12 protein-coding genes are annotated in these 12525 nt (G+C 62.7%); 9 read left to right on the top strand and 3 right to left on the bottom strand.

Annotated elements, in window-relative coordinates; genetic code table 11:
- Positions 1-298: 298 nt before the first annotated feature.
- On the top strand, positions 299-901 hold the full coding sequence (locus ACIA8L_RS01785) for a Uma2 family endonuclease (protein ID WP_395899376.1): 603 nt from the start codon (positions 299-301) through the stop codon (positions 899-901).
- Here the strand turns inward: ACIA8L_RS01785 and ACIA8L_RS01780 are convergent.
- Positions 886-1527, bottom strand: a complete 642-nt coding sequence (locus ACIA8L_RS01780; RefSeq protein ID WP_395899374.1) for a DUF4352 domain-containing protein — start codon at positions 1525-1527, stop codon at positions 886-888. The genes ACIA8L_RS01785 and ACIA8L_RS01780 overlap by 16 nt on opposite strands.
- 652 nt (positions 1528-2179) lie before the next feature.
- Between ACIA8L_RS01780 and ACIA8L_RS01775 the strand changes: the two genes are divergently transcribed.
- The 3 genes from ACIA8L_RS01775 (at position 2180) to ACIA8L_RS01765 (ending at position 5745) form a co-directional block, all read left to right on the top strand.
- Positions 2180-3688 (top strand): reverse transcriptase domain-containing protein, encoded by a 1509-nt coding sequence (locus ACIA8L_RS01775; RefSeq protein WP_395899372.1) that lies wholly within the window; start codon positions 2180-2182, stop codon positions 3686-3688.
- A 13-nt stretch (positions 3689-3701) separates the two neighbouring features.
- A complete protein-coding gene (locus ACIA8L_RS01770; protein ID WP_395899370.1) occupies positions 3702-4226 on the top strand; it encodes a hypothetical protein in 525 nt (174 codons plus the stop codon).
- Between the two features lie 109 nt (positions 4227-4335).
- Entirely contained in the window at positions 4336-5745 is a 1410-nt protein-coding gene (locus ACIA8L_RS01765) for an ATP-dependent nuclease (RefSeq protein ID WP_395899368.1), read from the top strand.
- A gap of 139 nt (positions 5746-5884) precedes the next feature.
- On the opposite strand, the gene ACIA8L_RS01760 is transcribed toward ACIA8L_RS01765, so the two are convergent.
- Both ACIA8L_RS01760 and ACIA8L_RS01755 read right to left on the bottom strand, forming a co-directional pair.
- A complete protein-coding gene (locus ACIA8L_RS01760) occupies positions 5885-6529 on the bottom strand; it encodes a 2'-5' RNA ligase family protein (protein WP_395899366.1) in 645 nt (214 codons plus the stop codon).
- 24 nt (positions 6530-6553) lie between these two features.
- On the bottom strand, positions 6554-7798 hold the full coding sequence (locus tag ACIA8L_RS01755) for a multiprotein-bridging factor 1 family protein (protein WP_395899364.1): 1245 nt from the start codon (positions 7796-7798) through the stop codon (positions 6554-6556).
- Between the two features lie 319 nt (positions 7799-8117).
- Between ACIA8L_RS01755 and ACIA8L_RS01750 the strand changes: the two genes are divergently transcribed.
- The 5 genes from ACIA8L_RS01750 (at position 8118) to ACIA8L_RS01730 (ending at position 12240) form a co-directional block, all read left to right on the top strand.
- On the top strand, positions 8118-8459 hold the full coding sequence (locus tag ACIA8L_RS01750; RefSeq protein ID WP_395899362.1) for a hypothetical protein: 342 nt from the start codon (positions 8118-8120) through the stop codon (positions 8457-8459).
- Between the two features lie 99 nt (positions 8460-8558).
- Entirely contained in the window at positions 8559-8942 is a 384-nt protein-coding gene (locus ACIA8L_RS01745; protein WP_395899360.1) for a hypothetical protein, read from the top strand.
- 100 nt (positions 8943-9042) lie between these two features.
- Positions 9043-9771, top strand: coding sequence for a GntR family transcriptional regulator (locus tag ACIA8L_RS01740; protein WP_395899358.1), 729 nt, complete (start codon positions 9043-9045; stop codon positions 9769-9771).
- Positions 9772-9928: 157 nt separating this feature from the next.
- Complete coding sequence (locus ACIA8L_RS01735) at positions 9929-10318, top strand: transcriptional regulator (protein ID WP_395899356.1); 390 nt, start codon at positions 9929-9931, stop codon at positions 10316-10318.
- 317 nt (positions 10319-10635) lie between these two features.
- Positions 10636-12240, top strand: coding sequence for an FtsK/SpoIIIE domain-containing protein (locus tag ACIA8L_RS01730; RefSeq protein WP_395899354.1), 1605 nt, complete (start codon positions 10636-10638; stop codon positions 12238-12240).
- Positions 12241-12525: the final 285 nt, after the last annotated feature.

Genomic DNA, 12525 nt, shown 5'->3' with positions numbered 1-12525 from the left:
GAGACGAAGCAGGGCCAGTCCCTCGTGACAAGGAAACCGGCCCTGCGTTGGTGCTGTACGAAGTCGGGGTAGCCGGATTTGAACCGACGGCCTCTTCGTCCCGAAGTAGGTCGATATGCCCGCCTGGGCAGGGCGATCTTGCGAAGGCGCAGGTCACGGCGTTGGTGCGTGTCGGTCAACGTCGGGCTAAAAGGGCCGTTTTCGCAAGATCGTCTCCCAAATTTCTCCCAAGCGGGTGGCCGGTTGTCGTCGAGGCCTCCCATCCGTGGGAGGCTGGTCTCTAGGGGGTGAGTAGCCGATGAGCGTGGACGTGCTGGAACATCCGGAGCCGTGGACCGAGGACGAGTACTTCGCGCTTGGGGAGACGCCGAACCGGGTCGAGTTGATCGATGGGAGCCTGCTGGTGAGTCCGGCGCCGGGGGTTCGGCACCAGATCCTGTCCCGCCGCATTGCCAACGCCCTGGACACCGGCGCCGGGGATGCCGGTCTGCTGGTGCTGGAGGCGGTCAACGTTCGCCTCCGTACCGGGCGGATCGTCATCCCGGATCTCGTCGTGTCGGATGTTGAGGACGGGTCGACGATCGAGGCGGTGGATGTCGCCCTGGTCGGCGAGATCGTTTCACCCAGCAACGCGGCGACCGACCGGCTTGTGAAGATGCAGCTGTATGCCGCCGATCGAATCGGCTGGTACATGCTGATCGAGCCGGAGGACCCGGCCGCGGTCACGCTGCGGCTGCTGCGCCTGGAGGGCGAGCACTACGTCGAGCATGCGGTGGCCCGGGCTGGCGAGACTTTGGAGTCTGACGCTCCCTTCGCGATCCGCCTCGACACCGATGCGTTGGCCGCTCGTCGCGCTTCGTCCTCAGCTTCCGGAGTGGGCGAGGACTACAAAGTCCAATAGCCTGCGTCGCCCGAGGCCAGCATGTTCGTCAAGGCGATCCTTCCGCCCTTCTCCGCGCCTTTGGCAGTGTCGAAGGCAACCGACCCGGAGGTCTTCTGCCCCGGCGTGAGGTCCTGGCCGCTCAAATCCTTCAGTCCGGTCATGAAGGTGGAGTTGTAGGCGTTGCCGTCGGCGGCAACCAGCTTGAACGAGCCCGACGAGATGGAAAACTTGCCCTCGTTCACGACCACGGCCACGTCGGCGACGATGTACTGGCCGTTATCGGGCTTGTCGAATTGGTTGCTCGGCTTCACCGCCCGGACATTGGTCAACGTAATGGCGACCCGGGTCTTCGAGCCGAACATATCCTCGGTCAAGTTCAGCACCTCACCTACCTTGACCGTCGTTACCGCCTGCGTCGTCGCCGCTGGCGCGGCATCTCCCGAGGTCGACGTGCCGGATGTTCCGGCCCCGCAGGCGAGGACGAGGCCGGCTAGCGGGGCGGCAGCAACGGCGGCGAATACACGGAAGCGCATCGGTTCTCCAGGCGAAAGAGCGGGCGCCGCCGGCGGGCGGCTTTGGCAGTTTCGCCACCGTCGGCATCCGTCCACCAGGGTGACCAGCAGAAATCCGTCATTCAGGGTCATCGCAGCAGCGGGCGTTTCCGACCGACTGTCAGCGATGGCAACCGCATTGGGGGCGCATTACGAGTTCTCGACCAAGTGGTTCCGGCTACCTCCGCCTACCGAGGAACGCCTGCGCTCGACGATGCACAGCGCGAATCTCCCAGCCCCTCCGTATACCCGTCGTCCACCCTCCGGGGAACAGGCCGGCGGCGGGGGCTGCCCTCGTGAGTACGGACCGCGACGGTCCCGATCACGCTTGGCGGCCCCCGCTGTCGGCCTGTTGGCGTTGCCTGGGCGACGGGGCTGCGGAGGGGCGCCCACCGGAACCCTGAGGCCCCCGGCTGGAGGCCCCGCCGGAGGCAAAGAGCGCGACCAGCGGATCAGCTTGCAGGGAGCGCAGCGACCGGTGTCTGACGGGAGCTGCGGCCGTGCGCCCGACGAACCGGAGTCAAAGGATGCTGGACCCCCGTCAGCCGTGAGCTGGCTCAGCCTTCTATCAGGCGCTCTCGTTGACGGTCTGTGCGTGGGCTTCCGGCCGGCGGGCTTCCGGCGCCAGCGCGTAGCGCGGGCGCCGCTTGCACGCCGAGCTGGCCGACCACGCGCGGACTGCGCCGGAGGCGCCTTGATTGAATATAGGCGGATTCGGCAATGACCGGCGTGATAAAACAGACGAGTGCAGATCTCCAAGTCAGTGATCGACAATCTCAAGCTGTCGGCAGCCGCAGACGTCGTTTGCGGCACTCCGCTTGATCGTTTCCCTGGCCTGGTAATGGATCTTTGCCTAGAGCCGGCTAAGTCGGCGCTTGTCGACTCTGTGGTCGCTGCGGCGTCCGCTGGGCATGTTCCGCGCGTCGAGACCCTCACTCTGCCACGGAGAGGCCTCGGTGGGCCGAGGCCGGTAACAGTCTTGTCGCCCGCGTCGCGGGTCCTCTACACGGCGCTGGTGGACTCATTGTCAGATGAGCTGCCGTCCAGCCCGAGAGACTCGGATGCCTGGGCGAAGCACAACGGATTCGGTACGCCGGGCGACGGGCATGAAGTAGATGAATATCTCGTCGAAACCGACATCGCGTCCTGCTACGAATACATCGATCATTCACAACTCGCCGATCAGTTGATCCTGTGCACAAATCGTGTGGAAGAGACTGGCTACCTAGTCAACTATCTTGGGGAGATCCATGGAAGAGACCGCGGACTGCCGCAGTTGATGGCGTCGAGCGATGTCCTCGCCGACTGCTACCTTCAACAGATGGAGCTCGACCTTCTTCGAGAAGAAGCTCGAGTCTCTCGCTACGCTGATGACTTCAAGATGCTTGCGCCGGACTGGCCGCGAGCCAATCAACTTATAGAAAATGCTGCCGAAGCCGCTCGGCGCCTCGGTTTGATTCTTTCAACTGAGAAGACCACCATCAGGCGCGCAGATACTGTGGCAGCTAGTGCAATAGAAGAGTCCGATTTCCTAAGAAAATATCTCAACGGCCAGGCGACTGGTAAGGCATTCGATGAGTGGGTTGAGTGGGGCTACGGAGGCGCAGGGCTCATCGCGCCCGAGGGGCCGGAATTGGTCCAAATCGGGATGCGGCAGATGCTTTACGACTGGAATGAGCAGCAAGCGGACGCTAACCGTCACTTTGGCCGGTTTCTAAGTCTCGCGCTGATCATCCTTCAAGGAAGCACCGGCGACCGCCTTTCGGACGACCTACTAGCGGACGTGGTCTTCCGTTATCCGCTGTATCTGCCCAACGTTGTAGAATATGTCGCTAAAACTGTTGACCCCGAAGAAGCGTGGGAAACAACCGTCCGGCTCGCGGCTATGGCGCGTCAGAGCCCGTGGGCCAAAATATGGGTAGTCAATCTAGCTGGTCGTCAGCCATCGGGCAGTGAAACCTGTTGGACTGAGGATGTTGGAAAATGGATGCGTGGCCTCCTATCTGACCGCCATGAGGTTGTTCGAGCAGAGGCCGCATGGTACCTGGCTGGTCGGAATGGAATTGATCAGCAGGCGCTGTCCGCGCTCTATCGGGAGGCTTGCTCCATAACTCGGCCTGCTCTTGCTGCGGCCTGCGGGCGAATGGGAGTGGCGTCCACTTCAGGACTAGCAAAGGCATTAATCCAGGAAAGCAAGCTTTCCAAAGCCGCATTCGAATGGGGTGCGAATTTTGCCGCCGCAGCTTCTAGCTGACGCTTCGGAACAGTTGCTGCGATCGCTGGCGCGAATCAGCTATGAGATTTCAACGTCGAATCCACCAGTCGATCATGTAGTAACCAGAGTTGCCACGCTGACCGAAGCATATGTTGACGATCTGCTGGATGTGCTTGTAAAAGATTCAAACATGGCCAGTACCTCTTTCGGCAAGGGATTGCTTGACCGCGCCAAGGATACGTTTCATGATTCGTGGCCAAATCGCCTTCGCTGGCTTTCGAGTGGTTTCGGCCTAGCTGTATCAGGAACGTCAGCGCAGCAAGCCTTTGATGCGGTCATTGAGTTGAGAAATGCAATCGTTCATGGCCGTGGAAGGCTAACCGCTCGCCAAAAGAATGACATCGCTTCTATGCTTCGGCTGGAAAAGAAGCTCGCTGACGTACTAAACGTGCAAGCAGACGGTGGCCCCCTGCACTATCTAGCGGACACCTCGGCGCGAGTTGTCGAGGTCGCTCGGGAATTCGTGCTCCACATAGATTCCTGTGCGAGGGCGTCATATCCGCGGATTAAGTTCTAAATGTACGAGGCGCAGAGCTAGCGACCCCCAATCCGCGGTGGCGCGTTGCTAGAAGCGGCTGACTACAGCACGTACTTTAATGACATCTAATCGCGAAGGGTGTTGCCGCGTGGGCGCTATCTTTGATTGGGTGAGGGTAAGAAACTATCGTTCGATCCGAGATTCGGGCCAGCTAGACCTGGGGCCAATAACCCTGTTAGTGGGCCGGAACAATTCAGGAAAGTCGGCACTACTTCGGGCGATCTATCTAATCCAGATGGGCAGTCGTTTGAGTAATGACGACTTCAGGATCGGTGCAGATGACCTCGATGTGCAACTCGGCCTGAGGGATGTTTCGCATCTCAGGTTAGCCACTGGTGAGACGTTAACTGACGGTTTCATTGGAGGGCACCTTTCCTACACTGCAAAGCGAATGCTTCCCGATGGCTTTAGCATGCAGATCAAAGCCGTTAATGTCGATGGCGGCGAGGCGGAATTCAACGCGATTCCTCAACAGGAGCCGCAAAGCTTGATATTTCCCGTCCTTACAGGTCGGCGCCCCGGGTCATATCAATCGCAAGTGCGCGAGGATTCGTCGCGCACGGTCCTCCCAACCGATGACAATCTTGTCGGCCGTGTAATGGAACTTGCTAGTGATAATGTTCCTGAAGCAGCAAAGTTTCGGGATCTAAGCCGGCGCGTGCTTGGCGTCAATTTCGATGTAATCAACGGAGCGAATGGCCAGCTTATTGGCGTAAAGATTGATCGGTACCAACGGATATTATTGGAATCTATGGGATCGGGGCTTTCCGGTACGCTATCGCTTTTAGTCAACTTGAGTGTGGCGGACGGGAACGTCGTGCTCGTCGAGGAACCGGAGAATGATCTACACCCTGCTGCGCTCAAAGTGCTCTTGTCTGCGATCCGCGAGTCGAGCGACAGAAACCAGTTTGTGATTAGCACTCATAGTAGCGTGGTGTTGACCATGCTTGGGTCGCTCCCTAACACAAGAGTGCTGCACACTGTTAGCGACCGAGCGCTTCCCCCGACGTCCGAATATCGCAAAGTCGGCGGCACAGAGGAGCGGATGCACATTCTCAGAGATCTTGGATACGAGCTAGCCGATCTCGGGCTCGGTGACGGATGGCTGATCTTTGAGGAGTCGAGCGCAGAGCGGATTGTCCGGGATTTTTTAATTCCCATGTTTGCGCCTGCTCTGGCTCGGCTTAGAACCCTTGCGGCAATGGGTATTAGCCGAGTTTCACCTATTATGCAGGACTTTCGGGAGATGCTGCTGTTTGCACATCTTGATGGTCCGTACAGGGGGCGTGCTTGGGTCCTGGTCGACGGCGACGAGGTAGGACGTAAAACGGTTGAGGATTTGCGTCGCTCCTTCAAGGGTGGGATGCCGAGAATTTCCAGACGTGGGACCAACCGATTTTCGAGCGCTATTATCCAAAGCTATTTGACGAGCGGGTTGATGAGGTCTTCAATATTAAAGACGAACAAGATCGGCGGCTTGCGAAGAAGACCTTGCTAAATCAGGTCCTCGCCTGGCTGAACGAAGATTTTGATCGCGCTCGTTCTGCGCTCCAGGAAAGCGCCGACAGCGTGATTAAACGGCTTTGCAACATTGAGAGCAAAGTGAAGAGTATGGGCGTGGTCTCTGAGCCAGTGCCTTAATTGTGGAAGCGTGCCAACTGGATTTCAGCAAAGGTGGACCAGCGGTAGGAGCGACCTTCGCGCCTGAGTAGGACTAGCTCGACAGCTGTCACCTGAACTTCAATCTGTGGAAGGCCCCGCAGTTGCTCTACCCTGGCGATCACCGGATGGGCGGCGATATCGCTGTTGCAGTATGCGACGCCAATGTGTGGTCGGAACTCGGCAGAGGAATGGTTCTCGCCGAGAGGGTTGGCTTCGGTCAGGCGGCGGGATAATTCTAGAATCGGCGGCCACGGGTCGACGCTAAATCGCACCGCGCCAGCTGAGCCGGCAAGCGGACCTACCTTTATTGTGAAAGATTCGATCGCGGCACAAAGGTCGGTCGCATTGTCTACTGCTTGGCCCAGGACGTCACTGCTGATCTGGTCGGCCCACGCTAGCTTTGGCATCGTTAGGTGTAGCGCGTCGAGCGGGACTAGATCGAGATAGGGCGACCGAAGCGCGCGTTGACATTGGTCGGCTAGCTCTCGCAAAGGCGCGGAGTCCCACGTCAGGTACCAGTAGTACGCCTGACGGCCTGGTGTCCAGTCTGGACGGTCCCAGTGATTCTGCATCCGCTTCAGCGAGGAGAAGCGTTCCCAGTCCTCCTGCTGCGGTGTCATGGAGGCACGATACGCGTCACTGGCTTAGCGTCGTTCGACGGCTCGGAGGGTCTCGGTGGCGTTCCGGACTGGTTCGAGGTCGCGCCACCTTGAGGCGGTGCCGAGGAACTCGCGGCTTCGCGTGAGAACCGACGTGATCGGCCGCTCCGCAGACAGGGTCAGCGCTTCGATGACCAGGTTTGCGGCCCGTTCGGGCTCGGGTGCATCCGCGCGGACCATGGCCTTGGCGAGGTCGAGTCGTAGGAGCGACTGGCTCCACCGGGACTCTGAGGCTTCGAAGACCGGCATCACCTGGTCGGCGAACTCCTGCACTCGGGCCGGCAAGCCAAGGTCGACGTAAGCGGTCGCAGCGTTCGATGCTGTGTGGGCGTTGCTGTAAAGGCCGAATGAGATACAGGAGGACACGCCCGGCGGGGGTTCGTACTGCTCGGCGATGCGGTAGGCGCGTTCTACTGCGTCATTGACGCCGCGGACGTCGCCGAGTTTGGCTAGGGCGCGGGCTTCGCCGTTGCTGGCGAGGCGGACGGCTTGCGGGCCGTTCCTGGCATAGCGCTGTCCGTCGCGGGCAAGGTCGGCGGCGGTGCGGAAGTCGCCGACGTAGTAGGCGCAGAAGCTTTGGGTGCCGCGTGCCCATGCCTGGAGGTCCGGCGACTTGGCGAACGCGCCGAGCTGGAACGCCTCGCGGCTGTACGCGGTGGCCGTCGCGAACTTCCCGAGGTTGACGGCCATATAGCCCAGTAGCGCGGAGAGCTTGCCGGCGACCAGGTACAGCTTCTCGCGGTGGTGCGGCGGCTGCGATCCCTCAAGGAGCAGCTGGACGTTCTTGCGCCGGCGGACGACGTGGGCAGCCAGGCTGGCGGGACCTTCGTGTTCATACAGTTCGACGATTGTGTCGATTGCCTCGCTGTACTGCGTGATTGTCTCGTCATTCGTGTTGGAGCTGGTGAGGAGTTGCATGCGGCTCATGACATCGAGCGGTGATTCGAAGAGGTCGCCGGCCACCTCGACTGCTGTGGAGTCCCCTGCCGAGGTACCTTCGCCTAGGTCGTGATCGGCGATTCCGAGGGCGGTGCGCAGCAGGTTTCGGTAGCGCTTGTCGGGGATCTTGATTCCGCGCTCCCACTTCGACACCATCTGGCGGTCCAGGCCGACGTGTTGCCGCGTCTCGGTCCACGCAAGGGAGATCAGCCGATCGACGAGCTCCTGCTGGGTCAGGCCGTGTTGCTCTCGCAGTCGTCGCAGCCGCAAGCCGAAATCTGCGCCAGTCACTGAGTGCCCTCCCCGGGTCATCAACACCAATGTATCGCTGCGAGCACGCGATTTACACCGACGGGACTACACGAGGGACTACACCGGGACTACTCAAAGGACTCCAGGGCGCACCAAGAATTCGAACATGCTCGACGTATGTCAAAGGCAAGCAACGGGCAGTCGAGCGTCGACAGTGGAACGGCCGACACGAACTGCCGGGGCTGTGAAGGCCGCGGCTGGCGAGTCTCTACTCGGCGGCGATCCTTCGACTGGTCCGAGTCCTTCGCCAGGTACTCGCGTGTGACCTGCCCGGAGTGCTCAGGGAGTGGAGTCCACGATGCCTGACGACGACCGAGCGGCGGCGGCCGTCAACGAAGACAGCTCCCTCATCGCTGATGAGGAGATCCGTAGCCTGTTCGCTCAGCTGGTGCCGCAAGGTGAGGCCCTTGTTCTGGACGCCGGGACGTTGCAGATCTGCGATGCGGTCGACAAGGCCGGCGATCCGGTGCTGGTGCTCAAGGATCTTGAGTCGACCGTGGTCATCGAGTACGGCGGCGATGGCCAGTGGGATTTCGCGATCCAGTCCGCGGAGTGGCTGAGTCGTGCGGCGCTGGGATACGCCGGGCTCCTGCGCGCTGCACGTGACGCGGGCAGGGAGAAAGACGCGAGCAATACCTGACGGGCGGCCCCTTGATGTCCTTAGCACCAAGGGACCGCGCCCCATCTTCCCATTCCGCGCCGGCTGGTCGCGGGAGCAGTACGTGAAGGGACGCGTGGTATGGCCAAACAGGAACAACGTGTCGATGCAGAGGTTCAGCTTGAGGTCGCGCTCGTCCTGCTGCCGATGATCGGCCGCTGCGTGACGGTCAAAGGCGATCTCCTGGTGCACCAGGCGGGCAATCGACTCGATGACGCGGACGATCGGCGGGCGGTCGTGCGTGACGTCGCGCGCCGCTGGATAGCTTTGCGGCCATCGGAGCGTCAGCAGTACTCGTGGGACCGCGCGACGGCGATCAAGAAGTTCGTCGAGGCCTACGTCGACGAGATCGAGCTGGTCATGCCGGACGCTGGAGACTGGAGCACGCACGGCTACGACGCGGCGATCGAGATCCTCTGGCGAAAGCACGTCGAGGAGATCCGGCTGCGTGATGAAGCCATCTAGAGAGCGCCACAACGAGTGGCCCGGACCGGATCGACATGCCTCGACTCAATCGGATAATCTCTTGACAAGCTATGTCGTCGCTTCGCGGAGGGTGGGCTCGATGCCGATCGAGTACAGGCCGCCCAAGTACGCGCAGATCGTCAACGCGTTGCAGCAGCGGATCACGGACGGAACGTACGCGTCCGGTGTGATGCTGCCCAGCGAGACCGCGCTCATGGCCGAGTTCGACGTGTCGCGGCCCGTGGTCGTGCGGGCGCTGGAGATCCTGCGACAGGACGGGTGGATCGAGTCGCAGCAGGGCAAAGGCCGCTTCGCGCGCTCCCGGCCCGTTGGGCGACGATCGGTACCCGAGCATGCTGCCTCGCTGCTCATGGACGAGGCCGAGGGGCACGTGGAGATCCTGCACGTCGCCACGGCCCCGGCCCCGCCGTACGCCGCGACGGCGCTCGGGCTGCCTGAAGGCTCCCCGGTCGTCGTGCGTTACCGGCGGGTGAGCGTTGAAGGGGTCGGTCCCGTTGAGCTCAGCACCGCCTACATTCCCGAGGACTTGGCTGACGGTACCGACGTCGGATCTTCCAAGCCTCTATCGCGCGGCTTGGTCCAGCACCTCGCGGTGAGCAAGGCACTGCAGTTCGGGCATGCCACCGAGCGGATCTCCGCGCGACCGTCCACACCCGAGGAGCAGCAGCTGCTGGGAATCGGGCGCAACGACTGGCTGCTCACGGTCCTCTTCTGCGTCTTCACCCGCGAGGGGCTGCCGGCGTTCGCGCTGGATGTGGCGGTACCCCCGACGCGTCACGAGTTCGAAGACTCGTTCCCGCTTACTTAGCCGTCGCTTCGACCTTGCTCAATCTCGTCCGTTAAGCGGATTGAGCAAGGTCATCCACTTAACAAGCTAGGTTCCCGAGCTACGCCTACATCGTAACTTAACAAGTCAACTGATCGTCCGGTTGAGTGGCCGAAGTTCGAAGAGAGGAACAAGCACCGTGGCACTGAAAGGCGGAACGCGCTTTTCCGTACGGTTCGAGGACGTCTTCCCAGCTGGCTGCATGCTGGTGCCGGACTCGATCGTCGAGGCGCAGGACTACAACGAGGCGACCCGGACCCGCACACCTGCGGTGGACAAGTTGACCGGGCAGCGGGTGTGGTCGGTGCGGGTCTCGGACATGGACCCGGATCTGGCTGGCCGCGCCCGGGAAGTGGTCGTGAAGATCTCGGCGCCCGTGCAGCCGGTGCCGGAGTCGTCGGCGCCGTTCGCGCCGGTGGAGTTCGAGGGCATGACCGTCACGCCGTACGTCGGGCAGACGGGCCGGCTGACGTACTCGATCCGCGCGACGGGCTTCCGCTCCTCGGCTCCGGCCCGGGCGAGCAAGTAACGCATTAGGTACGGGGCGGTCCGGCTTCCTACGGCTAACAGACCGCCCCGTTCCTTCCCTCGTAATCGCTTGGGGCGACAAAGGAAGGCGGGCTTCATCATGCCCAAATCCCGCTCCCCATTCCAGCCCGGCCGTCGCACTTGCTCCAACCAAGTCGCACTGCTGATGCCCGTCACGCGCGACGCGTCCGGGCGCTTCACCCGCTGGTTCACCGGCATGCCGTTCACCTTCGTTGCGTTCCGCCGCGATACCCGCGGCCGATTCGCCACGCTCGCGGCCCGCCACCTGAACGCGGGTTCCCTGGGGAGGGTCTAAAAGTGAAGAACAACGCTCCACTCGTCAATTTCCGACGTCTATCTGTGCCACTGCCGTGGTGGGTGGTGATCTGGGTTGTCGGGCCGTACCTCGCCTGGAAAGCCGCCGTTGCTCTGGTCCGGCTGATCCCGGTCGCGCGGCGCAACTGGTGCTCGCTCACGCTCGTCGGCGGTGCTGCCTGGCTCTGGTACCGCCACGGCTGGCTTGCCCTGGTCCTGGTCCTCATCGTCGCGGCCGGCGTGGGCGGGCTGTGGTGGTGGCGCTGGCGACCGACATGCGAACGGCTGCTGCTGTTGCCGCTGCTGGCCTGGTGGCGACGGATCAGCCTCTACCAACTGCACTGGCGCGAAGCGATGACGCTGTGCAAGCTCGCCGAACGGTTCGACGACACGCGGGTGGTTCCGAAGCTGCTGCGGGTCCGCTGCACGGTCGCGGCCGACGAAGTGCTGCTGCGCATGCCACGCGGCCACAACCCGGATCTGTACCACCAGGCGTCGGCGAACCTGGCGCACTCCTTCAACGCCCGCCAGTGCCGCGTCTATACCGGTCGGCGCACTACCCCGCCCGCCAGAGTCGGCCGATGGGCACTGCTCTTGCGCGCGGTAGACCGGGTGCGGTTCCGGGACCGGCCCCGGTTGGTCTGGCTGGTATTCCCACGCCGCGACCCGCTACGCCCCATCGTCCCGGCCTTCCCGATCACCGACGAGCCGGACCTCAACCAGCTCCCACTCGGGCTCGGTGAAGACCTGCGGACATTCGCGCTGCGGCTGCTCGCCACCCATGTACTCGTCGTAGGTGCCACGCGGTCCGGGAAAGGCTCGGTGTTGTGGTCGCTGGTCCGGGCGATCGCCGCCGATGTCCGGACCGGGCTCGTGCAGTTGCTGGGCATCGACCCCAAGGGTGGCGTGGAGCTGTCGCTGGGCCGAGAGTTGTTCAGCCGGTACGCGTTCACCGATCCGACCTCGATGGTCGAGCTGCTGGAAGACCTCGTCGCGAAGATGCGCGAGCGGCAGTCCCGGATGCAAGGCCACATCCGGTTCCACACGCCGACCGTCGACGAGCCGCTGTACGTGCTGATCGTCGACGAGCTGCTCGCATTGGTCGCCTTGTTGCAGGACGTGGAGTTGCGGAACCGGGCTCGATCAGCGCTGGCGATGCTGCTCACCCAAGGAGCCGGCCTCGGGTTCCTCGTCGTGGCCTTCACCCAGGACCCGCGCAAGGAAGTCGTGGAGCTGCGGGACTTCTTCCCGACCCGGATCGCGTTGCGGGTCAACGAACGCAACCACGTCGACCTCGTCCTCGGCGACGGCTCCCGCGCCCGCGGCGCAATCGCCGACCAACTCTCCGCCGACCCGAGCATGCGTGGGGTCGGGTACGTGGTCCTCGACGACCGGCCCGAACCACTCCGCGTGCGGTTCGCCTACGTCACCGACCCCGAAATCCGGGAGATGGCGGCTGAGTACGCCGCACCGAACACACCCACAACACGTCCGGCCCCGGCTTCGGTCCCCATGCATCGGGTGAAGCCTGCGTCGCATCGTTATCAGCCGGGTCCGCTGCTGCCTGACAGCCTGACGGATCTGCTCGGCGGGGGGACGGCGGCGTGAGGCGCTTCTACCGGCTCCGCGCACCCGACCGCGTACGTGGCACCTCGCCGGTGACGGTGCGGGTGACCGAGGGCGAGGACCTCTACGTCGCGGTCGGCCCGGGTCGCCGCGCATGTACCTGACTCCGGACGAGGCCTGGGCGCTGTGGCGCTGCCTGTCCGAAGCAGTCGCCTCCACTGGCACCCCACCCGACTGGATCCGCGTCCCTATCACCCCCAAATCTCGCTGAATCGCCACAGGAGGCCCCTCATGGGACAACGCCACCCCCGGCGACGCAACCGCCGA

This window comes from Dactylosporangium sp. NPDC051541 (genome assembly GCF_044454505.1).
Classification (GTDB): Bacteria; Actinomycetota; Actinomycetes; order Mycobacteriales; family Micromonosporaceae; genus Dactylosporangium.
This window is presented reverse-complemented; position numbering and strand designations above follow the sequence as displayed.

Bases quoted from the DNA above. Each gene is read 5' to 3' on its own strand.
- ACIA8L_RS01785 (WP_395899376.1), top strand. From the start codon at position 299: ATGAGCGTGGACGTGCTGGAACATCCGGAGCCGTGGACCGAGGACGAG.
- ACIA8L_RS01780 (WP_395899374.1), bottom strand. From the start codon at position 1,527: ATGACCCTGAATGACGGATTTCTGCTGGTCACCCTGGTGGACGGATGC.
- ACIA8L_RS01760 (WP_395899366.1), bottom strand. From the start codon at position 6,529: ATGACACCGCAGCAGGAGGACTGGGAACGCTTCTCCTCGCTGAAGCGG.
- ACIA8L_RS01750 (WP_395899362.1), top strand. From the start codon at position 8,118: ATGCCTGACGACGACCGAGCGGCGGCGGCCGTCAACGAAGACAGCTCC.
- ACIA8L_RS01745 (WP_395899360.1), top strand. From the start codon at position 8,559: ATGGCCAAACAGGAACAACGTGTCGATGCAGAGGTTCAGCTTGAGGTC.
- ACIA8L_RS01740 (WP_395899358.1), top strand. From the start codon at position 9,043: ATGCCGATCGAGTACAGGCCGCCCAAGTACGCGCAGATCGTCAACGCG.